Source organism: Caulobacter sp. GW821-FHT10A10 (genome assembly GCF_059415745.1).
The window spans coordinates 23,384-44,921 of the sequence record NZ_JBWKNV010000007.1 but is presented as its reverse complement, the minus strand read 5'-3'; the positions used below and the strand labels follow the sequence as shown (position 1 = coordinate 44,921).

Here is a 21,538-nt window from a genome sequence, read left to right as displayed (position 1 = left end):
ATTAACCTGCGACAATCTGGCGCCTGCAAGGCTTGCGGTCGATGCGGCCGCGTGCAACTTCAGGGCTTCCCACAACTCGCGCCTCAGCCGCGCAGCGCCAGCATGTTTGGATTTCGCGACCGCCTCGAATGGCGACGCCGCCATCGCTACGACGGCACGCAGAGGCCCGATTGGAAGGGGCCTGTTCGGCTGGACCTGAGCGTCAGGCGACACTTCGGTTTCGCCAGAGGAACCAGCTACCAGTTCGCGGTCGGCCGCTGGCCCGATCCCATCGGCGACAGCCTGGTGCTGCGCGAGGACGGGTTCGATCTGGTCTTTCCGTTGTTGGGCGCCGCCTGGCCCGCCATGCCGCCCTATGTTCGCTGGGGCGCCAACGTCATTCCCGTGGAGGCCAGGACGGCCTTCACCGCCGCGTTGCGCCTTGAAGCATCCCGCCTGCGTCGCTTGCGGTTCGCCGCCGCCATGCCTCCCGGTCGGCGACTGACCCCGCGCCGACTGGCGGCCTGTGCGCCAAAGGTATTCCGCTCCGGCGAATACTCGGTCGAGGAAATCCGGCAGGCGTTCGTCGACAACCCGCTGCGCTATCTCGAAGCGGCGCGGCTGTTCGAGACCCTGGCGGCGTGGTTCGACGGCGTGGCCGAAGTCGAGCCGGTCAGCCTGCTGGGAATATGAGGCGGCCGAAACCGCCTCGCCTTCCCTACCCCTTCGCCAGCTTGACCAGCTGGACCAGGATCTTCTCGGCCGCATCCAGCCGTTGGGCCGGCGTATCCCACTCGCCCTTCACGACGACCTTCTGGTCGGGACGCGCCTTCCAGATCAGGTTGTTTTTGCCGATGAACTGCATGAGGGGCAGCGGATTGGCGAACTCGTCGTTGCGGAAGCTGAGCACCGCGCCCTTGGGGCCGACGTCGATCTTGGCGACATTGGCTTCGCGGCACATGCCCTTGATGCCGACGACCTTCAGCAGGGAGTCGGTCTCGGGCGGCAGCGGGCCGAAGCGGTCGATCATCTCGGCGGCCAGGGCCTCGCGGTCGGCGGCCTTTTCGGCTTCCGACAGACGGCGATAGAGCGACAGGCGCACGTTGAGGTCGGGCACGTAGTCGTCGGGGATCATCACGGCCGCGCCGGTGTTGATCTGCGGCGACCAGGCGCGGTCCTCCAGCAGGGCCTCGGCGCCCTGGCGCTCGCGCAGGGCCGCCACGGCGTCTTCCAGCATCTGCTGATAGAGCTCGACGCCGATCTCCTTGATGTGGCCGCTCTGCTCGTCGCCGAGCAGGTTGCCGCCGCCGCGGATGTCGAGGTCGTGGCTGGCCAGCTGGAAGCCGGCGCCCAAGCTGTCGAGCGACTGCAGGACCTTCAGGCGCTTCTCGGCCGACAGGGTGATCTGCTTCTCGGCGGGCGTGGTCAGATAGGCGTAGGCGCGGGCCTTGGAGCGGCCGACGCGTCCGCGGATCTGGTAGAGCTGGGCCAGGCCGAACATGTCGGCGCGGTGCACGACCAGGGTGTTGGCCGAGGGAATGTCGAGCCCGCTCTCGACGATCGTCGTGGCCAAAAGCACGTCGTACTGGCCCTCGTAGAAGGCGGTCATCACCTCCTCGAGCTGGGTGGCGCTCATCTGGCCGTGACCGACGACGTACTTGATCTCCGGCACCTGGGTGCGGAGGAACTTCTCGATGTCCTCCAGGTCCTTCAGGCGCGGCACGACGTAATAGGCCTGGCCGCCGCGATACTTCTCGCGCAGCAGGGCCTCGCGCACGGTGACGGCGTCGAAGGGCGTGATGTAGGTGCGCACCGCCAGGCGATCGACCGGCGGGGTGGCGATGATCGACATCTCCCGGATGCCGCTGAGCGCCATTTGGAGGGTTCGAGGGATCGGCGTCGCAGTCAGGGTCAGCATATGCACGTCGGCGCGAAGCTCCTTGAGCTTCTCCTTGTGCTTGACCCCGAAGTGCTGCTCCTCGTCGACGATGACCAGGCCCAGGTCCTTGAACGCCACCTGCTTGCTGAGCACGGCGTGGGTGCCGACCACGATCTCCAGCTGGCCGTTGGCCAGGCCCTCGCGGGTGTCGGCGGCTTCCTTGCCGGTGACCAGGCGCGACAGGCGGGTGACCTTGATCGGCCAGCCCTGGAAGCGCTCCTTGAAGGTCTTGTAGTGCTGGCGGGCCAGCAGCGTCGTCGGACAGACGATCGCCACCTGCTTGCCGCTCATGGCCACCACGAAGGCGGCGCGCAGGGCGACCTCGGTCTTGCCGAAGCCGACGTCGCCGCAGATCAGGCGGTCCATCGGCTTGCCTGAGGCCAGGTCTTCCAGCACGTCGTGGATGGCGTTGAGCTGGTCGTCCGTCTCTTCGTAGGGGAAGCGGGCGCAGAACTCGTCGAACACGCCGGACGGCGGATCGGTCTCTTCCACCGACTTCAGCGAGCGGGCGGCGGCGATCTGGATCAGGCCCTCGGCCATGACCCGCAGGCGCTCCTTCGCCTTGGCCTTGCGGCCCTGCCAGGCCGCGCCGCCCAGCTTGTCCAGCTGGACGTTCTCGCCGTCGGCGCCGTAGCGGGTGAGCAGGTCGATGTTCTCGACCGGCAGGTAGAGCTTGGCCTCGCCGCCGTACATCAGGTCGAGGCAGTCGTGCGGCGCGCCCTGCACGTCGAGGGTCTTGAGGCCCTCATAGCGGCCGATGCCGTGGTCGATGTGGACGACGAGATCGCCGGGGGTCAGGGCGCTGGCTTCGGCGAGGAAGTTGGCGGCGCGGCGCTTCTTGCGCGGACGGGCCAGGCGATCGCCGAGGATGTCGGTCTCGGAGATGACAGCCAGGCTGTCGGTCTCGAAGCCGGCGTCGAGCGGCAGGACGACGCGCTGGGGAACCTTCGGATCGTTGGCCTTGGCCGCCTGCCAGTAGCCGGCATAGGGGATCTTCTTGAGGCCGTGGTCGGCCAGCATGGTCCCGAGGCGCTCGGACGAGCCTTCGGACCACGAGGCGAAGAGAACGCGTTTTCCCTCCCCGGCCAGTTTCTTGGCGTGGTCGGCGGTGGCCTCGAAAAGGTTGACGCTGTCCTGGGCGCGCTCGGCGGCGAAGGTCCGGCCATGCTTGGCGCCCATGTCGACGACGTCGAGCCCCTGAGGCTGGAACGGCGTGAACTGGCGGTGCGGACGGTCGGCGACCGCCTCGTCCCACTCCTTGGCGGTCAAGTAGAGGGCGTGCGGCTCCAGCGGGCGGTAGGCCGACTTGCGGTCGGCGGCGGCGCGGGCGTCGTAGGCGTCGGCGATCATCGCCAGGCGCTCGTCGCGGGCCTCGGCCGTCTGGTGATCGACGCCGATCAGGGTTCCGGCCGGCAGGTAGTCGAAGATCGTCGCCATCCGCTCGTAGAACAGCGGCAGCCAGTGCTCCATGCCGGCGCGGCGACCGCCGTCGCTGACCGCGGCGTAGAGCGCATCGTCACCGGGCGCGCCGAACAGGCGCACATAGGAACCCCGGAAGCGCGAGATGGCGTCGGCGTCGAGCAGGGCCTCGCTGACCGGCAAGAGCTCGATCGACTTCAGCTGCTTGGTCGAGCGCTGGGTCTCCGGATCGAAGGCGCGGATGCTCTCCAGGGTGTCGCCGAACAGATCCAGGCGCACGGGCTCCTCGGCGGCTGGCGGATAGACGTCGATGACGCCGCCGCGGATGGCGAATTCGCCACGCTCGGAGACGGTGGAGGCGCGGACATAGCCGTTGACGGCGAAATAGCGCTCCAGGTCCTTGATATCGACCGACTGGCCGACCTTGGCGCCGTAGCTGGCGCGGAGCAGCACCTCTTTCGTCGGCACGCGCTGCAGGAGCGCGGGCGCGGCGACGACCAGCATGGCGGCCTTGCCCTCGCCCAGGCCGTTGGCCAGGCGATGCAGGGTGCACATGCGGGTGGCGGCGACCCCGGCCGAGGGGCCGATGCGGTCATAGGGCAGGCAGTCCCAAGAAGGCAGCAGCACCGCCTCGATCTCGGGGGCGAAGAACTTCAGGGCGTCGATGAAGGCGCTGGCCCGGGCGGTGTCGCGGGCCACGAACACGGTCAGGCCGCCGCGCGCGCGGGCGATGTCGGCCATCGCCAGGGCGTCGAAGCCCTCGGGCGCGCCGGCCAGGGTCAGGCCGCCGGCGGCCTTGGCGATCTGTTTGGCGTCGTAGGCCATGCTGCTCTTCAAGTATGGGCGAGGAACAACCCGCCGAGATGCAAAGGGTTCAGGCGCCGTCGCCGACAGGCCGCGAGGTGTGGGCCTCGAAGCGGAACTTGCGGATCATGGCCATGATCTCGGTCTCGAAGGCCTCGGGCGTGGCCTCCTGGCCGACGATCCAGGCGTAGATCTCGCGATCGGACTGTTCGAGCAGGGTTTCCAGCACGTCGAGCTGGTCGGGGGTCAGGGTCGGGCCAAGCGTATCCGCGAACGGCCCCAGAATGAGGTCCGCTTCACGGAAGCCGCGATGCCAGGCCCGGAACTTCAGCCGCCGAAGGCGGGCGTCGTGATCGATGGTCATGCGGCCGCCGATATAGAGCGCGCCGCCGTCTTGCGCCAGCTATGGTCAGCGATAGACGCCAGTGTAGTTCAGCGGTCGGCCTATGGCGCAGGCGCAATCGCCGAGTTGATCGACCTTCCATGAGCCGTCCCGACGGATCTGGATGTCGAAGCCGCCGCCGTCCGCGCGCCGATATCGGGTCCGGCCGTCGATCATCTTGGCGACGAACATCTCGGCGCCCTCGAAGACGCCCTGCCCCGCCCAGTCCTGCGGCGTCGGTTCCGGGGGATAGCCCTGGATGATGCTGAATTTGAAGACTCGCCAGCCGTCTCCCAGATCCCGGCTCCAGATGTCCGCCCGAAGATCGTGGTCCCGGAACCGCAGATTTCGACCGTGCGAGAGCGGAAAGGGCTCGATCGAGACGATCTCGTCGAGCCGCCCCTGGTAGGCCCGTCGTACGCACGCCGCCTGCTGGCACTTCTCCAGTTCCAGCCGCAGGTCGTCCTCGCTTCCGATAGACTCCCATTCCGCGACGCGGCGCTGGTCGACGAAAGTCTTGAAGGCGGCGCGTTCCAGAGCGGCCAAGGCCGGATCGGCGCAGACCCACGCCTCGACCTGCTTGGGTATCGCGCGCCCGGCCAAATAGCGGTCATGGCAGCTGGTCGGAACGACGGCGGCGGCCGGCCGCGGGACAACGGCGGCAAACGCGGCTATGGCCAGGGCCAGGAACAGATATCGCTTCAACGGGCTCTTCCAGCGGGCGGCGACGCAAGCTTGAGTAGAGCATCGGATCCGCGCCGACGGCAATCCTCGACGCGTCCGCAGGAGCGATTGGACCGCGACGGAGACCCATGGCGGTATTGATGATCCAGGGCTGCGGTTCCGACGTCGGCAAATCCACGCTGGTGGCCGGGTTGTGCCGGCTGTTCGCCAATCGCGGCCTAGTGGTGCGGCCGTTCAAGCCGCAGAACATGTCAAACAACGCGGCCGTCACCGCCGACGGCGGCGAGATCGGGCGGGCCCAGGCCTTGCAGGCGATAGCCTGTCGGACACCGGCCAGCGTTCACATGAACCCGGTGCTGCTCAAACCCCAGAGCGATGTGGGCGCGCAGGTGGTGGTGCAGGGCCGCGTGGTCGGAAACTACAAGGCCCGGGCGTTCCAGGGGCTGAAGCCCGACCTGCTGGCCACGACGCTGCACAGCTATCGCCGCCTAGCCGCCGAAGCCGACCTCGTTTTGATCGAGGGCGCGGGCAGTCCGGCGGAGACCAACCTCAGAGCCGGCGACATCGCCAACATGGGTTTCGCCCACGCCGCCGACGCGCCCGTGGCCCTGGTCGGCGACATCGATCGGGGGCACGTGATCGCGGCCCTGGCCGGGGCGCACCTGGTCCTCGACGACGCCGACCGGGCGCGGATCAAGGGCTTCATCATCAACAAGTTCCGGGGCGATCCGGCGCTGTTCGACGACGGGCGGGCCGAGGTCGTCAAACGGACGGGATGGCCGGACCTAGGCATGGTCCCGTGGCTGCCGCCGGTGCGGTTCCTGCCGGCTGAGGACGCCGTGGTGCTGGAGCGCGCCGCCGCCCCTGCCGAAGGCCGCCGCGCCAAGGTGGTCGTGCCGATGCTGTCGCGGATCGCCAATTTCGACGACTTCGATCCTTTGCGGAACGATCCGGCGATCGAGCTTCAGTTCCTGCCGCCTGGCGGCGTTCTGCCGGCTGATGCGGACCTGGTGATCCTGCCGGGCACCAAGGCGACGCTGGCGGACCTGGCCTTCCTGCGCGCCAACGGCTGGGACGTCGACATCCTCGCGCATGCCCGGCGCGGCGGCCGGGTGCTGGGCGTCTGCGGCGGCTACCAGATGCTGGGCCGGACGGTGAGCGATCCTGACGGGGTCGAGGGCGCGCCGGGGTCGGCGGCGGGGCTTGGCCTGCTGGACGTCGAGACCGTTCTGGCCGGAGACAAGACGGTGCGACCGGTCGCCGGACACCTGGCCGACGGCGCGGCCTTCGAGGGCTACGAGATCCATGTCGGCCGAACGACCGGTCCTGGAACCGCGCGACCGCTGCTTACCATCGATGGCCACGGCCCGGACGGCGCCGTGTCGGCTGATGGCCGGCTTTCCGGCGGCTACGTGCATGGCCTGTTCGACAAGGCCTCGGCGCGCGCCGCCCTGCTCGCCCCGCTCGGCGTGACGGCCGACGGCCATGATCAGTCGGCGCGGGTCGATGCGGCGCTCGACGAGATCGCCGAAATCCTGGACCGGTCGCTGGACATCGCCACCATCGCCCGCATCGCCGGGCTGCCCTGAAACCGGTTTTCCTGGCCGCGCCCTTCGCCGGCGGCCAGACTGCCGGCGACGAATCCCGACCAGGAGCCGCCATGTCGCGCCGCCCGATCTCCTCCCTGCGCGACTTCCTGCGCAGCGAAGCCGCCGGCGGGGTGCTGCTGATGATCGCGGCGGCCGCGGCGCTGGTCGTCGCCAACTCACCGCTGGCGGACGGCTATTTCCACGCCCTGCACGCCTATCTCGGACCGCTGTCCATCGAGCATTGGATCAATGACGGGCTGATGGCGGTGTTCTTCCTGCTGGTGGGGCTGGAGATCAAGCGCGAGGTCGTCGACGGCGAGCTCTCGACCTGGCCCCGCCGCGCCCTGCCCGGCTTCGCGGCCCTGGGCGGGATGATCGTCCCGGCCCTGGTCTATCTGCTGATCGCCCGCGACGCGCCGCAGGTTCGAGCCGGCTGGGCGATCCCGGCGGCGACCGACATCGCTTTCGCCTTGGGGGTGCTGTCGCTGCTGGGACCACGCGTGCCGGGCGCGCTGAAGATCTTCCTGGCGGCCCTGGCGATCATCGACGACCTGGGCGCCATCGTGATCATCGCCCTCTTCTACACCGACCACCTGACGCTGTGGGCGCTGGGCGGGGCGGCGGTCGTGCTGGCCGCTCTCATCGCGCTGAACCGGCTGAAGGTGACGATGCTGTGGCCCTATCTACTGCTGGGGGCCGTGCTCTGGGTGCTGTTCCTGAAGTCGGGGATCCACGCGACGCTGGCCGGCGTGCTGCTGGCCATGACCATTCCGCTGTCGCCCGACCAAGCCAAGTCGCCGCTGCACCGGCTGGAGCACGGGCTCAATCCGTGGGTCGCCTACCTGATCGTGCCGATCTTCGGCTTCGCCAATGCGGGCGTGGCCCTGGGCGGCCTTTCCGCCTCGGCCCTGACCGCGCCGGCGACGCTGGGCGCGGCGCTGGGCCTGTTCCTGGGCAAGCAGGCCGGCGTCTTCGCCTTCAGCGCCGCCGCCATCGGGCTGGGGCTGGCGCGCAAGCCGTCGGGGGTGAACTGGGGCCAGCTCTACGGCGTGGCGGCGCTGTGCGGGGTGGGCTTCACCATGAGCCTGTTCATCAACAACCTGGCCTTCGACGCCGAACTGCTGCGCGAGAAGACCAAGATCGGCGTGCTGGCCGGCTCGCTGGCCTCGGCCCTGCTAGCCTGGCTGATCTTCACCCTCGCTTGCCAGACGCCTCGACGCAGCGTCTGATCGCCGTTCAGTGAGGCGCTGCGTAATGCGCCGGGGAGGAAGCATGAGCGCCGCGCCACGACGATCGAACGCCGTCCTGGCGGCCTATGCCTCGCCCACCCTGCCGCTGGCGGGCCTGGGCCTGCCGCTGGTGGTCTATCTTCCGGAATACTACGTCAGCGAGCTTGGCCTTTCGCTGTCGGTCGTCGGGACCGCCTTCCTGCTGGTGCGGCTGGCCGACATCATCCTGGACCCGATCCTCGGCGGCCTGATGGACCGCACGCGCACCCGCTGGGGCCGCTTCCGGCCCTGGCTGATCGCCAGCGCTCCGCTGCTGATGGCGGCCTCCTACGCGCTGTTCATGGCCAAGCCCGGGATCGGGCCGATCTTCCTGTGGTCGTGGCTGATCGTGGTCTATGTGGGCTACTCCATGGCGGTGCTGGCGCAGACGGCCTGGGGGGCGGTGCTCTCCGGCGACTATCAGCAGCGCTCGCGGATCTACGGCTTCTGGAGCGCCGGGAACGTGATCGGCATGATCCTGGTGCTGTTGCTGCCGCCGCTGGTGGCCTTCGCCTTCAAGGGCGACCACGCCGCCGGCATCGCGGCCATGGGCTGGTTCATCATCGTGCTGACGCCGCTGACGGCGCTGGTGGCCAGCGCCGTGGTCGGCGAGCCGGCCGCCCCGCCCCAGCGTCACGAGGCGGGCCTCAAGCAGTATCTGGGCCTACTCAAGCGCCCGAGCGTGCAGAAGCTGCTGGCGGCCGACCTGCTGATGGGCCTGGCGCCGGGCATCGGCGGGGCGCTGTTCTTCTTCTTCTTCGAACGGATCAAGGGCATCCCGAAGGATCAGGCAGGGATCCTGCTGCTGATCTATTTCGTCGCCGCCCTGGCCGGCGCGCCGCTGTGGCCCTGGCTGGCCAAGACTCTGGGCAAGCACACCGCCCTGGCCATCGCCGGGATCATGTACGCCGTCTTCCAGATGGCCGCGATCCTGACGCCCCCGGGCATGAACCTGTTCGGCGTGGCGGTGCTGGTGCTGGCCGGCCTGCCCTATTCGGCCGCGCCGCTGCTGGTGCGCTCGATGATGGCGGACATCGGCGACGAGGAACGGCTGAACACCGGCGTCGACCGCACGGGTCTGCTCTACGCCGTCGTCAACGGCACGGTGAAGCTGGGCTTCGCCCTGGCGATCGGCGTCTTCCTGGTGCTGGAGAAGCTCGGCTTCGACCCCAAGGTCCCCAGCGCCCAGGGCGACGCGGCCCTGGTGGCGCTGTACACCGTCGTGCCGGCGGCGCTCGGGGTGCTGGTCTGCCTGATCATCGTGCGCTATCCGCTGGACGCCAGACGCCACGCCGAGATCCGCGCCCAACTGGACGCGCGCGACGCCGCCGAGGCCGCCACCGCCGCAGACACGAGCCCGCATGACCGCCGCCCCGACCCCAGCCCCGCGTCCTCTGCAGCAGAGTGAGGAGCATCCGCTCTTCACCCTGGTGGAGATCATGGCCCGCCTGCGCGACCCCGACCACGGCTGCCCGTGGGACGTGGAGCAGACCTTCGCGACCATCGCCCCCTACACGGTCGAGGAGGCCTACGAGGTCGCCGACGCCATCGAGCGGAACGATCTGTCGGACCTGCGGGAAGAGCTGGGCGACCTGCTGCTGCAGGTGGTGTTCCACTCAAGGATGGCCGAGGAACAGGGCGCGTTCGACCTGGCGGGCGTGGCCCAGTCGATCTCCGACAAGATGATCCGCCGGCATCCGCATGTGTTCGGCGACCACGCCTATGACGATCTGGCCGACCAGAAGGCCGGCTGGGAAGAGCTGAAGGCGCAGGAACGCAAGGCCAAGAAGAAGGGCGGCGTGCTCGACGACGTGCCGGCCGGCCTGCCCGCCCTGACCCGCGCGGTGAAGCTGACCAAGCGCGCCGCCCGCGTCGGCTTCGACTGGCCCTCGACCGACGAGGTGCTGGCCAAGCTGGCCGAGGAAGTGGCCGAACTGCAGGTCGAGATCGACGCCGGCGACCAGGTCAAGGCCCGCGAGGAGCTGGGCGACATCCTGTTCGTCTGCGCCAACCTGGCCCGCAAGCTGGATGTCGAGCCCGAGGACGCCCTGCGCGCCACCAACGCCAAGTTCGCCCGGCGCTTCGCCTTCATCGAGGCCGAACTGGCCAAGGACGGGCGCACGCCGGATCAGTCGGACCTGGCGGAGATGGATGCGCTGTGGGACGCGGCGAAGGCGGCGGAGAAGAACGGCAACTAACGCCCAAAAAGATCGTCATCCCGGCCGGAGCGAAGCGCAGAGCCGGGACCCAGGAGCAGCCGCGACGCGTCGGCCCCTGGGTCCCGGATAAGCCCTGCGGGCTTTCCGGGATGACGAACTTTTATAGGGTCGAGGGGGAGTGAAATCACTCCCCGATCGGCATCACCCAGACGCCCGGAAACTGCCGCTCGAAGCGGCCCAGCGCCTGGGGGTCCATGCGGGCCACCAGGTGGACTTCGCCGTCCTCGCGATCGTCGCGCTCGACCACGCGGCCGTTACGGTAGATCCAGGCCAGGGCCTCGCCGTCGGCCGGCGACAGGCGCAGGGCGATGGGCGGGGTGTCGTCGATCAGGCCGCCGACCCGCTTGAGCAGTTCGGCGCAGCCTTCGCCGGTGACGGCCGAGACCGCCGAGGCGTCGGAGCGCTTGGCGCGGCCTTCGAGGATCTCGCGTTCCTCGCCATCGACCAGGTCGATCTTGTTCCAGACCTCGACGACGGTCTTGCCCTCGTCGGCCGTGACCTTCAGCTCGTTCAGCACGGACTGGACGTCGCGGGCCTGGGCGTCGGTGTCGGGATTGGCGACGTCGCGGACGTGCAGGACCACGTCGGCCTCCTGCACCTCCTCGAGGGTGGCGCGGAAAGCCTCGACCAGCTCGTGCGGCAGGTCGGAGATGAAGCCGACGGTGTCGGACAGGATGGCCGGGCGGCCGTCGGGCAGCTTGACCGTCCGCAGGGTCGGGTCGAGCGTGGCGAACAGCATGTCCTGGGCCACGACCTCGGCGTTGGTCAGGCGGTTGAACAGGGTCGACTTGCCGGCGTTGGTGTAGCCCACCAGCGCCACGGTCGGGTACGGGACCTTCTTGCGGGCGCTGCGGTGCAGGGTGCGGGTGCGCCGCACTTCCTCCAGCTCGCGCTTGAGCTTGCCGATCGTGCCGGCGATCAGGCGCCGGTCGAGTTCGATCTGGGTTTCGCCGGGGCCGCCGGTGTTTCCGGTGCCGCCGCGCTGGCGTTCCAGGTGGGTCCAGGTGCGCACGAGGCGCGAGCGCTCATAGTCGAGCCGCGCCAGTTCGACCTGCAGCTTGCCTTCACGCGTGCGGGCGCGACGGGCGAAGATCTCGAGGATCAGGCCCGTACGGTCGACGACCTTGACCCCCAGGCCGCGTTCGAGATTGCGCTGCTGGACGGGGGTGAGCTGGTCGTCGAACACGGCGACGTCGATGTGCTCGACCTCGCAGATCGCCTTGAATTCGGCGATCTTGCCGCTGCCGAACAGGGTGGCGGGCGTGACGGTGCGCAACGGCGCGATGGCCGTTTCGACGACGTCGAGATCGAGGGCTACGGCGAGGCCGACGGCCTCTTCGAGACGCGCCTTGGGATCGCGCGCCTCGAGAGCGGCCTGCCCACGAGCAGGCCGCACCGGGTGGATCACGAACGCCTTAAGGATCGGGTCGGCGTGATCGATAAGTCCATCGGGGGACTTAGATGTGGATTTTGACAAAAGAGCCTTGGACTTAGTCGTCTTGATCGGCGCTCGGCTCGTACAGCTGAACGGGCTGAGCCGGCATGATCGTCGAGATGGCGTGCTTGTAGACCAGTTGCGACTGGCCGTCGCGGCGCAGCAGGACGCAGAAGTTGTCGAACCAGCTGACCACGCCCTGCAGCTTGACGCCGTTGACCAGGAAGATGGTGAGCGGCGTCTTGGACTTGCGCACGCTGTTCAGGAAGGTGTCCTGAAGGTTTTGTTTCTTGTCGGCGGACATTGGGGATTCCCCTCTCGTTGATTTCGGAGGGCAACACGCCCTCCACACAAACAAGTTCATGCTAGAGCATTTTTCGCCGTTGGACATGGCCTTCGGCGAAAAATGCACGCTTGGCGGCGACGAACCTTAGATCGCTCCCGCCTTCGCGCGCTCGATATAGGCGCGCCGCAGCCGGCTCGCCACCGGTCCGACCGTTCCATCCCCGATCTTGTCGCCGTCGATGCTGACGATGGGGGTGACCAGGCTGCCGGCCCCGGTGATGAAGGCTTCCCGGGCGGTCTTGGCCTCTTCCACGGTGAACGGCCGCTCCTCGACCGGCAGGCCCGCCTCGGCGATGACGTCCAGCAGGGTCAGGCGGGTGACGCCGCGCAGGATGTTGGCCTGGGTGTCGCGGGTGCGCAGGCGGCCCTCGGCGTCGACGATCCAGGCGTTGGACGAGGCGCCTTCGGTGACCAGGCCCAGATCGTCGACGAACCAGGCCTCGATGGCGCCGCGCTCGCGGGCGGCCTGCTTGGCCAGGGCGTTGGGCAGAAGGCCGATAGTCTTGATGTCGCAGCGGCCCCAGCGGTTCTCGGGCACGGTGACGACGCCGGAACCCTTGGCGGCCTTGGCCTCGGCGGCGGCGCGATCGACCGAACGGGCGGTGATCACCACGGCCGGCGGCACTTCCGGATTGGGGAAAGCGTGGTCGCGCTTGGCGACGCCGCGGGTCACCTGCAGATAGACGAGGCCCTCGCGCACCTGGTTGCGGCGGATGGCCTCGCGCAGCACGATGGTCAGCGCCGCCTCGCTCATCGGATGGGCGATGCGCAGCTCGTCGAGGCTGCGCCACAGGCGGGCGAAGTGGCCGGCGGCGTCGGCCAGCTTGCCGTCGAACACCGCCCAGACCTCATAGACGCCGTCGGCCAGCTGGTAGCCGCGGTCCTCGATGTGCACGGCGGCCTGGCCGTGGCGCACGAAACGGCCGTTGACGTAAGCGAAACGCGACATCGGGGTCCTTACTCTTCTTCCTCGCCGCGGCCGCCGGCCACGCCCAGGGACTTCAGCTTGCGGTGCAGGGCCGAGCGCTCCATGCCGATGAAGTTGGCCGTACGCGAGATGTTGCCGCCGAACCGCAGGATCTGGGCGTTGAGATATTCGCGCTCGAACAGCTCGCGGGCCTCGCGCAGCGGCAGGGCGATGATCCGCTCGGCGCCGATCGCGCCCGAACCGCCGCTGGAGGGCTGGTCGGCCGCGTTCAGCATGTCGGCGGTGATCAGGTCGCCAGGCTCACCGGCCGCCAGGATCAGCATCCGCTCGACGTTGTTGCGCAGCTGACGGACGTTGCCGGGCCACGCCTGGACCTGAAGCGTGGCCAGGGCGTCCTCGCCCAGACGACGGCGCTGCATGCCGGTGGCCTCGGAGATCCGCTCGACGAAATAGCTGATCAGTTCGGGGATGTCCTCGCGCCGCTCGGCGAGGCCGGGCACGCGCACGGGCACGACGTTGAGGCGGTGGAACAGGTCCTCGCGGAACCGCCCGGCGGCGATCTCCTCGCGCAGGTCGCGCGAGGTGGACGAGATCACGCGCACATCGACCTGCACGTCGCTGTCGCCGCCGACGCGGCGGAAGCGCTGCTCGACCAGCACCCGCAGGATGCGGCTCTGGGTCTCGCGCGGCATGTCGGCCACTTCGTCGAGATAGAGGGTGCCGCCGTGGGCGCGTTCGAAGACGCCGATCTTGCGCGGACGACCGCCCTCGCCTTCCTCGCCAAACAACTCGACGTCGAGACGCTCGGGAGCCATGCCGGCGGAGCTGACGGCGACGAACTCGGCCTTGGTGCGGGCGCTGGCGCTGTGGATCAGGCGGGCGACCAGCTCCTTGCCCGACCCCGGCGGGCCGGCGACCAGCACCCGGCTGTTGGCCGGCGCGACCTTGGCGATCATCTGGCGCAGGGCCTGGGCGGCCTGCGACTTGCCCATCAGGCCGTCGGAGGCGAAGCTCTGGGCCCGCAGGCGGCGGTTCTCGCGCTTGAGGTTGGCCGCCTCCAGGGCCCGCTCGACGACCAGCAGCAGCCGGTCGGACTTGAACGGCTTCTCCAGGAACTCGTAGGCGCCGCGCTTGATGGCGCTGACGGCGGTCTCGATATTGCCGTGGCCGGAGATCATGATCACCGGCAGGTCGGCGTCGAGCGTCTTGATCATGTCGAGCAGCTCGAGACCGTCCATGCCGCCGCCCTGCATCCAGATGTCGAGGATCAGCAGGGCCGGCTTGCGGGCGCGGATGGCCGCCAGGGCCTGATCGGAATCGGCGGCCGTGCGAACGGCGTAGCCTTCGTCCTCCAGGATCCCGGCCACCAGATCGCGGATGTCGACTTCATCGTCGACCACCAGCACGTCGGCGCTCATGTCATCTCCTCTACGCCGTGAACGGATGGCGCGGACGAGAGCCGCGCCGACGCCGGGAACTTCAGGACGACGCGCGCGCCGGCGTGGCCGTGCGCGTCGGTGAGGACCAGCTCGCCGCCGTGGTCCTCCATGATCCGCTTGACGATGGCCAGGCCTAGGCCCGTGCCCTTCTCGCGGGTGGTCACATAGGGTTCGGCCAGCCGGTCGCGATCCTTGGCCGGCAGGCCGACGCCGTTGTCCTCGACGACGATGCACAGGTTCTCGTCGTCGGAGACCAGGGTCGCGTCGATATGGCCGCGCGGCTCGGGCGCCGCGTGGCGTCGCGCGCCCACGGCCTCGCCGGCGTTCTTGAGGATGTTGGTCAGGGCCTGGCCGATCATGCGGGCGTCGCAATTGACCCAGACCGCCCCGCCCGGCTCGTCGATGACCACGTCGGTGTCGGCGTCGACCACCCGCTGGGCGAAGACCCCGGCCCGCAGCAGCTCGGCCACGTCGGCCGGCGCGAAGCGCGGCGCGGGCATGCGGGCGAAGGCCGAGAACTCGTCGACCATCCGGCCGATGTCGCCGACCTGGCGGATGATGGTGTCGGTGCAGCGGTCGAAGGTCTCGAGATCGCCCGTGATGTCCTTGCGGTACTTGCGGCGGATGCGCTCGGCCGACAGCTGGATCGGGGTCAGCGGGTTCTTGATCTCGTGGGCGATGCGGCGGGCGACGTCCTTCCAGGCGGCGTTGCGCTGGGCGGCCATCAGGCGGGTGACGTCGTCGAAGGTCAGCACCTGGCCCTCGGCGGCGTGGCCGGCGGCGCGCACGCGCAGGCGCAGGGTCTCGCCGCCGCGCACGACGTCGATCTCGACCTCGGCGTTGGGCCGGCCCTGGCTGATTTCTTCCAGCACCTCGGCGAACTCGGGGGCGGCCTCGACGAGGTCCTGGCCCACGGCCTCGTCGTCGAGCGCCAGCAGGGCGCCGGCGCGGCGGTTCAAGGCCGAGATCCGGCCAGCGCCGTCCAGGCTGATGACCCCGGCGCTGACGCCCGACAGCACGGTCTCGATGAACTGGCGGCGCGACTCGGCGTCGAGGCTGGCGGCCTTCAGAGCGGCCTGCTGGGCCTGAAGATCGGCTGTCATCATGTTGAAGGCGTTGGACAGGGCCCGGATTTCCTCGGGACCGAGCTCGACATCGACCCGGGCGTCCAGATCGCCGGCCGAGACGCGGCCGGCCGCCTGGACGAGGCCCGAGACCGGGGCGGCGATCGAGTTGGCGGCGGCGATGCCGACCCAGACGGCGGCGACCAGCACCAGCAGCGCGGTCTCGGCGTAGCTGAGGCCGAAGATCGCCTGGATGCGCGCCCGGTTCTCGGCGGCGTCGCGATAGGAGATCAGCGACTCCTCGGACTCGATCAGGTGGGCGAGGATGCCCTTGTCGATCGGCCGGGCGATGTAGAGATAGCCGTCCTCGAAGCCCTTGAGCTTGTAGAGCGCGCGGAACAGGTCTTCGGACACGAAGCGCTGCGAGGTGATCTCGCCGGTGTCTGTCCAGCGGAAGCTGGAGGGCGGCGGGGCCAGGAACGGCGGGGCGTTCTCGGCTTCCGCCCTTGCGAGGATGCGGCCGTCGCGGTCGAGCACGTAAGCGGCGGAAAAGCCGTTGTCGTCGGCGAGGTTCTTCAGGAAGTGGCCGAAGGCGACCGGCGACTCGACCATGGCCGGTGCGGCGGTGTTCAACATGCCGGCCATCGGGCCCATGTGCTGGCTGATATAGGCCGTCTGCTCCGAGACGTAGGAGCGCGCGACGGTGGCCGAGTTCTCGACCACGGTCGTCACCCGCTTGCTGAACCAGCCGTCGACGCCGCGGTTGACGAGCACCCCGAAGAACAGGGCCACGATCACCGCCGGGGCGACGGCGGCCACGGAGAACAGGCCGACGAAGCGCAGGTGCAGGCGCGCGCCGGCGTCGCTGGACCGGGCGTCGATCAGGTCGAGCAGCCGCCAGCCGACGATGGCGGCGATGCAGAGGATGAGGGCTAGGTTGAAGCCCAGCACCACCAGGATCACGGTGCTGGCCGGTCCGATCGGGCCGGTGGTCGGCGGCGACGAGGCCAGGCCCACGCCGGTGGCCGTGAGTATGGCCGCCAGGATGTAACCGCCGCCGAGGACGTAGCGTGACCTCAGAAGCTCACGCCACCAGAGCCGGCTGAAGCGGCGCGGGCGGTCTTCCGATTCCGAAACTGACGGGATCGACGACATCGGGTTGAGTTTAGGGCGGGGTGTGCCCCAAACTCAACACCCATGTGCCGAAAAAGCGTCAGCGCAAATTCCGCGGGTCGCCTAGCGGCGGCCGCGGCTCATCTCGACGCCCAGATCCTGGATCTTCTTGCGCAACGTGTTGCGGTTCAGGCCGAGGATTTCGGCCGCCCGCACCTGGTTGCCGCGCGTGGCCGACAGGGTCAGCTGGATCAGCGGACGCTCGACCTCCTGCAGTACCCGGTCGTAGAGACCGGCGGCCGGCACGCCGTCGGGCTGTTCGGCGAAGTGCGAGGCCAGGTGGCGCTCGACCAGGGCCGCCAGCGTGACCGGACCTTCGTCGGCGCGGGGCGCGGGCGAATGGTCCTGCAGCTCGCGATCGACGATGCGCGCGGTGATCAGCTCCTCGGCATAGAGGGCGCACATCCGCCGGATCAGGTTCTCCAGCTCGCGCACGTTGCCCGGCCAGGAGTGGCTCTTCATGCGGTCGAGGGCGCTCTGGTCGATGGTCTTGGCGGGAAGACCCTCGCGGTTAGCGCGCAGCAGGAAGGTGCGGGCCAGATCCGGGATGTCCTCCGAACGGTCACGCAGCGGCGGCAGGCGCACGGGGGCGACGTTCAGGCGGAAGAACAGGTCTTCACGGAACAGACCCTGCTGGATCAGGCCGCGCAGGTCGCGGTTGGTGGCCGCGATGATCCGCACATTGGGGCGACGGCCGGTCTTGGGGTTCACGACCGGCTCGGTGCCGTCGATCACGCGCAGCAGGCGGGTCTGGGCGTCGAGCGGCATGTCGCCGATCTCGTCGAGGAACAGGGTGCCGCCGTCGGCTTCGACGAGGCGGCCAAGGTCGCCTTCCCCGCGGCCGAACAGCTCGGTCTCGACCCGCTCGCGCGGCACGGCCGCCAGGTTCAGGACCACGAACTTGCCGTCGCGGCGGCGCCCCAGGTCGTGCAGGGCGCGGGCGACCAGCTCCTTGCCGGTGCCGCTTTCGCCCAGGATCAGGACGGTGAGGTCCGCGCCGACCAGGCGGGCGATGGTGCGATAGACCTCCTGCATCGGCGCCGAGCGGCCGATCAACGGCAGGCGCTCGTCGCGCATGGCGCGGGCCTGGGCCTTGGAGGCCTCGGCGTCGGCCGGACGCGACAGGGCGCGGCGGGCGGCGGCGGTGACGTCGTCGAGGTCGAAGGGCTTGGAGACGTACTCGAAGGCCCCGGCGTCGGCCGCGTTGACCGCGGTCAGCAGGGTGTTCTGCGCGCTCATCACGATGATCGGCAGCTTTGGGCGCTCCTTGCGGATGCGCGGTAGCACGTCGAACACGTTCTCGTCGGGCATCATCACGTCGGTGACGACGAGATCGCCCTCCCCGTCGCTGACCCACTTCAAGAGCGTGGTGGCGTTGCCGGTGGCCCGGACTTGGTAACCCAGACGAGTGAAGGCCTGGCTGAGAACGAGACGGACCGAAGAGTCGTCGTCAGCGATCAGAATCTTCTTGTTGGCGGCGTTCATCTACTCACGCGTCTCCAAAGGAAGGTTCGGGCGCCACAGGCAGCAACACGCGGAACACGGTGCGGCCGGGCTCGGATTCGAAATCGATCAGGCCGCCGTGGGCCGTCACGAGCTTGGTGACCAACGCGAGGCCGAGGCCGGTGCCGTTGGCCTTGGTGGTCACGAAGGGCTGGAACAGGTGCTCGCGCAGGCTCTGGGGCACGCCCGGCCCGTTGTCCTGCACGCGGATCTCGATCGGCGCGCTGGAGGCGGCCTTGCCGTCGGCGCCGCGCACCCTCACGCCCGGACGCCAGGCGGTGTGGATGACCAGCTCGCCACGGCCGTCGCCGCGCATGTGGGCGGCCTCGGAGGCGTTCTTCACCAGGTTCAGGAAGATCTGGATCAGCTGGTCCTCGTCGCCCCAGACCGGCGGCAGCGAGGGATCGTATTGCTCACGGAAACGCAGGCCGTCGGCGACGCCGTTGACCACCAGCGCCCGCACGCGGTCGAGCACCTGGTGGATGTTGACGGCTTCGCGCGGGGTCGGGGCCTGGTCGGAGAAGGCCTCCATGCGATCCACCAGACGGCGGATGCGGTCGGTCTCGTCGACGATCAGCTGAGCCAGCGGCTGGTCGGCGGCGCTGGCGCCGGTCTTCAGCAGTTGGGCCGCGCCGCGGATGCCGGCCAGCGGGTTCTTGATCTCGTGGGCCAGCATGCGGCCCAGGCCCACGACCGAGCGCAGGCCGGCGGCGTCGGCGCTGCGCTCGCCGCTCAGCGCGCCCTTGACGTGCAGGGTCAGCAGCACAGAGCCATCGCCCAGGGGCGCGGCGGCGCCGTCGGCCTCGAACGGCGGCTGGCCGAAGAGATTGACCTCGACCCCGTGCTCGCGGACCAGCGCGCCTTCGAACACGGCGCGGTCCATCAGGGAGACCAGCACCGAGCCGGGCGGCAGGGCGGCGCGGAAGCGGCCGCGGGCCAGCAGCGACAGGCCATGTCCGAACAGGGCCTCGGCGGCCTCGTTGACGGCCACCAGGGCGCCGTCGCGATCGACGACCAGGGCGGGCTCGGGGCTGAGCTCGAAGGCGGCGGCCTTCAGGGCGTCCAGCGCGGGACCGGTAATGGCGCGGGCGCGGTCGGTCATGCGGCGATCCTTCCGCCGGCGAGCCAGAGGTCGGCCAGGGCCGCCTCCAGAACAACCGGATCCTCGATGCGACAAAGGCTGGCGCGCGCCTGGCGGCGCGCTTCGGCGCTCTGCGGCCACGGCGCGGCCTCGATGTATGAGGCCAGGTGCTTGCGGAACATCTTCAGGCCCAGGCGATCGCCGTAGAAGGCGAGGCTGCGACGGAAATGGGTCAGGACGATCGCCAGGCGCTCGTCGGCCTGCGGCTCGACGAAGTCGCGGCCGTCCAGGGCCGCCTCGATGGCCTGGGCGATCCACGGGCGACCATAGACGCCCCGGCCGATCATCACGCCGTCGGCGCCCGATTGCTCGAGGGCGCGGCGAGCGCTGTCAGCGTCGATGATGTCGCCATTGACCAGGACCGGTACCGAGACGGCGTTCTTGACCGGCGCGACGGCGGCCCAATCGGCTTCACCCTTGTAGAACTGGCAGCGGGTGCGGCCGTGCACGGTGATGGCGCGGGCCCCGACGGCTTCGGCGCGAGCGGCGATCTCGGGGGCGTTGCGGCTGGCGTCGTCCCAGCCCAGGCGCATCTTGACGGTGACGGGCACATCGACGGCCTCGACGGCGGCGGCGACCAGGGCTTCGGCCAAGTCCGGCTCGCGCATCAGGGCCGAGCCCGAGGCGGCGCCGGCGGTGACTTCCTTGGCCGGGCAGCCGAAGTTCAGGTCGATGATCTCGGCCCCGGCTTCAGCCGCCAGGCGGGCGCCGTGCGCCATGTGCTCCGGATCACGGCCGACAAGCTGTACGACCATCAGCGGCAGGCCTTCGCCGACGGCCGCGCGGCGGACGACGTCGGGCCGGCCCTTCGCGAATTCCGCGCAGGCGACCATTTCGGTGGCCACGTATGATGCGCCAAGGCGCGTGGCCGTTTCTCTGAACGGAAGGTCGGAAACGCCTGTCATAGGCGCAATCCACACCCGTCCGGGCACCGTGACGGCGCCGACTGCGAGCTGCTTGCTCATTTTATGATCATCCCCACCGCTGTGTTTTTAGGCACATTGTGCAGCGCAGTAAAGCCCTCCGTTCGCTGGACATGCGCGACGACAACGTTAGACACGGGCCATGACCTTCTCAGCCGTCGTCGTCGCCGCAGGCAGCGGAACCCGTGCCGGACCCGGCCAGGCCAAGCAGTGGCGGGATCTGGCGGGAAAGCCGGTCCTGCGCTGGTCGGTCGAGGCCTTGCTGGCGGCCGGGGCCGCCGATCTCGTAATCGTTACCGATCCCACCATGCAGGACATCCTGGGCGAAACCTTGGCCGGCCTTGCCGGCTGGCGGTTCGCGCCGGGCGGCGCCACGCGGGCGCTGTCGGTGCAGTCGGGCCTGGCCGCCCTCGCCCATCGCCAGGCCGACGAGCCGGTGCTGGTGCATGACGCCGCCCGCCCCTTCCTGACCAAGACCGTCGTGGACGGCGTGCTGGCGGCCCTGGAGACCGCCGACGGCGTGGTTCCGGCTCTGCCGGTGGCCGACACGCTCAAGTACGTTGGCAAGCGCGGCGGCGAGTCGGGCGCGACCACGACGTCGCGCGAGGGCCTATGGCGCGCCCAGACCCCGCAAGCCTTCCGCCGCGACCGCCTGCTCGCCGCCTACGCCGCCTGGAGCGGCGAGACCGAGCCAACGGACGACGCCCAGGTGGTCGAGGCCGACGGCGGCAAGGTCGCCATCTCGGCCGGCGATCCGCTGCTGACCAAACTGACCTATCCGGAGGACTTCGCCATGGCCGAACGGCTGGCGGGCGGCGCCCGCATCACCCGCATCGGCCAGGGTTTCGACGCCCACCGCTGGGGTCCGGGAGAATCAGTGTGGCTGTGCGGCGTCGAGATCGCCCACGACGAGACCCTGATCGGCCATTCCGACGCCGACGCCGGCCTGCACGCCCTGACCGACGCGATTCTGGGCGCGATCGGCGACGGCGACATCGGCGACCACTTCCCGCCGACCGATCCGCAGTGGAAGGGCGCGGCCTCGGACAAGTTCCTGATCCACGCCGTGGATCTCGTCCGCCAGCGCGGCGGACGCCTGATCAATGTGGACGTGACGCTGATCTGCGAGCGGCCGAAGATCAAACCGCATCGCGAGGCCATGCGTCAGCGACTGGCCGAGATTCTCGACCTGCCGCTCGACCGCGTCAGCGTGAAGGCGACCACGACCGAGAAGATGGGCTTCACCGGCCGCGGCGAAGGCCTGGCGGCCCAGGCGGTGGCGACGGTCGAGACGCCCCTCTAGA

Annotated in this window: 17 protein-coding genes and 1 pseudogene; 7 read left to right on the top strand and 11 right to left on the bottom strand. The window is 69.4% G+C overall.

Annotated features, from left to right (window positions below; all coding sequences use genetic code 11):
- Positions 1-51 precede the first annotated feature (51 nt).
- A complete protein-coding gene (locus AC07NS_RS19260; protein ID WP_494605833.1) occupies positions 52-672 on the top strand; it encodes a hypothetical protein in 621 nt (206 codons plus the stop codon).
- A 25-nt stretch (positions 673-697) separates the two neighbouring features.
- Here the strand turns inward: AC07NS_RS19260 and mfd are convergent, their stop codons facing one another.
- The 3 genes from mfd to AC07NS_RS19245 are packed head-to-tail and all read right to left on the bottom strand — an operon-like array spanning position 698 to position 5,228.
- Positions 698-4,162 carry a transcription-repair coupling factor gene (gene mfd / locus AC07NS_RS19255; RefSeq protein WP_494605832.1) on the bottom strand — a complete coding sequence of 1,155 codons (3,465 nt, stop codon included), beginning with the start codon at positions 4,160-4,162 and terminating at the stop codon, positions 698-700.
- A gap of 49 nt (positions 4,163-4,211) precedes the next feature.
- Positions 4,212-4,505, bottom strand: coding sequence for an FAD assembly factor SdhE (locus AC07NS_RS19250; RefSeq protein WP_110122052.1), 294 nt, complete (start codon positions 4,503-4,505; stop codon positions 4,212-4,214).
- A gap of 45 nt (positions 4,506-4,550) precedes the next feature.
- Positions 4,551-5,228 carry a lysozyme inhibitor LprI family protein gene (locus tag AC07NS_RS19245; protein WP_494605831.1) on the bottom strand — a complete coding sequence of 226 codons (678 nt, stop codon included), beginning with the start codon at positions 5,226-5,228 and terminating at the stop codon, positions 4,551-4,553.
- A 107-nt stretch (positions 5,229-5,335) separates the two neighbouring features.
- On the opposite strand from AC07NS_RS19245, the gene AC07NS_RS19240 reads away from it, so the two are divergent.
- The 5 genes and pseudogenes from AC07NS_RS19240 to AC07NS_RS19220 form a co-directional block, all read left to right on the top strand.
- On the top strand, positions 5,336-6,796 hold the full coding sequence (locus AC07NS_RS19240; RefSeq protein WP_494605830.1) for a cobyric acid synthase: 1,461 nt from the start codon (positions 5,336-5,338) through the stop codon (positions 6,794-6,796).
- A 71-nt stretch (positions 6,797-6,867) separates the two neighbouring features.
- The gene (gene nhaA / locus AC07NS_RS19235; protein ID WP_494605829.1) at positions 6,868-8,025 is read left to right on the top strand and encodes a Na+/H+ antiporter NhaA; all 1,158 of its coding nucleotides are present in this window, start codon (positions 6,868-6,870) and stop codon (positions 8,023-8,025) included.
- Positions 8,026-8,068: 43 nt separating this feature from the next.
- The gene (locus tag AC07NS_RS19230) at positions 8,069-9,472 is read left to right on the top strand and encodes an MFS transporter (RefSeq protein WP_494605827.1); all 1,404 of its coding nucleotides are present in this window, start codon (positions 8,069-8,071) and stop codon (positions 9,470-9,472) included.
- The gene (gene mazG / locus AC07NS_RS19225; RefSeq protein ID WP_494605825.1) at positions 9,426-10,262 is read left to right on the top strand and encodes a nucleoside triphosphate pyrophosphohydrolase; all 837 of its coding nucleotides are present in this window, start codon (positions 9,426-9,428) and stop codon (positions 10,260-10,262) included. Before AC07NS_RS19230 ends, mazG begins: the two co-directional genes overlap by 47 nt.
- Positions 10,263-10,278: 16 nt before the next feature.
- Positions 10,279-10,350, top strand: a pseudogene (locus AC07NS_RS19220) (hypothetical protein); the annotation flags it as partial.
- A 57-nt stretch (positions 10,351-10,407) separates the two neighbouring features.
- On the opposite strand, the gene hflX reads toward AC07NS_RS19220, so the two are convergent.
- The 8 genes from hflX to dusB form a co-directional block, all read right to left on the bottom strand.
- On the bottom strand, positions 10,408-11,760 hold the full coding sequence (hflX, locus tag AC07NS_RS19215) for a GTPase HflX (RefSeq protein ID WP_494605823.1): 1,353 nt from the start codon (positions 11,758-11,760) through the stop codon (positions 10,408-10,410).
- Positions 11,761-11,773: 13 nt separating this feature from the next.
- A complete protein-coding gene (gene hfq, locus AC07NS_RS19210) occupies positions 11,774-12,022 on the bottom strand; it encodes an RNA chaperone Hfq (protein WP_058348899.1) in 249 nt (82 codons plus the stop codon).
- 126 nt (positions 12,023-12,148) lie between these two features.
- Positions 12,149-13,012, bottom strand: a complete 864-nt coding sequence (locus tag AC07NS_RS19205) for a D-amino-acid transaminase (RefSeq protein WP_494605821.1) — start codon at positions 13,010-13,012, stop codon at positions 12,149-12,151.
- Between the two features lie 8 nt (positions 13,013-13,020).
- Positions 13,021-14,409 carry a nitrogen assimilation response regulator NtrX gene (gene ntrX, locus AC07NS_RS19200; protein WP_494605819.1) on the bottom strand — a complete coding sequence of 463 codons (1,389 nt, stop codon included), beginning with the start codon at positions 14,407-14,409 and terminating at the stop codon, positions 13,021-13,023.
- Positions 14,406-16,649 (bottom strand): sensor histidine kinase NtrY-like, encoded by a 2,244-nt coding sequence (locus AC07NS_RS19195; RefSeq protein ID WP_494605817.1) that lies wholly within the window; start codon positions 16,647-16,649, stop codon positions 14,406-14,408. The genes ntrX and AC07NS_RS19195 overlap by 4 nt, the downstream gene beginning before the upstream one ends.
- Before the next feature lie 81 nt (positions 16,650-16,730).
- Positions 16,731-18,152 (bottom strand): sigma 54-interacting transcriptional regulator, encoded by a 1,422-nt coding sequence (locus AC07NS_RS19190; RefSeq protein WP_110122062.1) that lies wholly within the window; start codon positions 18,150-18,152, stop codon positions 16,731-16,733.
- A gap of 4 nt (positions 18,153-18,156) precedes the next feature.
- Positions 18,157-19,272, bottom strand: coding sequence for a two-component system sensor histidine kinase NtrB (locus AC07NS_RS19185; protein ID WP_494605814.1), 1,116 nt, complete (start codon positions 19,270-19,272; stop codon positions 18,157-18,159).
- Complete coding sequence (gene dusB / locus AC07NS_RS19180; RefSeq protein WP_494605812.1) at positions 19,269-20,276, bottom strand: tRNA dihydrouridine synthase DusB; 1,008 nt, start codon at positions 20,274-20,276, stop codon at positions 19,269-19,271. Before dusB ends, AC07NS_RS19185 begins: the two co-directional genes overlap by 4 nt.
- A gap of 100 nt (positions 20,277-20,376) precedes the next feature.
- On the opposite strand from dusB, the gene AC07NS_RS19175 reads away from it, so the two are divergent.
- Positions 20,377-21,537, top strand: coding sequence for a bifunctional 2-C-methyl-D-erythritol 4-phosphate cytidylyltransferase/2-C-methyl-D-erythritol 2,4-cyclodiphosphate synthase (locus tag AC07NS_RS19175; RefSeq protein WP_494605810.1), 1,161 nt, complete (start codon positions 20,377-20,379; stop codon positions 21,535-21,537).
- The last annotated feature ends 1 nt before the right edge of the window (position 21,538 follow it).

Bases quoted from the DNA above. Each gene is read 5' to 3' on its own strand.
- mfd (WP_494605832.1), bottom strand. From the start codon at position 4,162: ATGGCCTACGACGCCAAACAGATCGCCAAGGCCGCCGGCGGCCTGACC.
- AC07NS_RS19250 (WP_110122052.1), bottom strand. From the start codon at position 4,505: ATGACCATCGATCACGACGCCCGCCTTCGGCGGCTGAAGTTCCGGGCC.
- AC07NS_RS19240 (WP_494605830.1), top strand. From the start codon at position 5,336: ATGGCGGTATTGATGATCCAGGGCTGCGGTTCCGACGTCGGCAAATCC.
- nhaA (WP_494605829.1), top strand. From the start codon at position 6,868: ATGTCGCGCCGCCCGATCTCCTCCCTGCGCGACTTCCTGCGCAGCGAA.
- AC07NS_RS19230 (WP_494605827.1), top strand. From the start codon at position 8,069: ATGAGCGCCGCGCCACGACGATCGAACGCCGTCCTGGCGGCCTATGCC.
- mazG (WP_494605825.1), top strand. From the start codon at position 9,426: ATGACCGCCGCCCCGACCCCAGCCCCGCGTCCTCTGCAGCAGAGTGAG.
- hfq (WP_058348899.1), bottom strand. From the start codon at position 12,022: ATGTCCGCCGACAAGAAACAAAACCTTCAGGACACCTTCCTGAACAGC.
- AC07NS_RS19205 (WP_494605821.1), bottom strand. From the start codon at position 13,012: ATGTCGCGTTTCGCTTACGTCAACGGCCGTTTCGTGCGCCACGGCCAG.
- ntrX (WP_494605819.1), bottom strand. From the start codon at position 14,409: ATGAGCGCCGACGTGCTGGTGGTCGACGATGAAGTCGACATCCGCGAT.
- AC07NS_RS19195 (WP_494605817.1), bottom strand. From the start codon at position 16,649: ATGTCGTCGATCCCGTCAGTTTCGGAATCGGAAGACCGCCCGCGCCGC.
- AC07NS_RS19190 (WP_110122062.1), bottom strand. From the start codon at position 18,152: ATGAACGCCGCCAACAAGAAGATTCTGATCGCTGACGACGACTCTTCG.
- AC07NS_RS19185 (WP_494605814.1), bottom strand. From the start codon at position 19,272: ATGACCGACCGCGCCCGCGCCATTACCGGTCCCGCGCTGGACGCCCTG.
- dusB (WP_494605812.1), bottom strand. From the start codon at position 20,276: ATGAGCAAGCAGCTCGCAGTCGGCGCCGTCACGGTGCCCGGACGGGTG.
- AC07NS_RS19175 (WP_494605810.1), top strand. From the start codon at position 20,377: ATGACCTTCTCAGCCGTCGTCGTCGCCGCAGGCAGCGGAACCCGTGCC.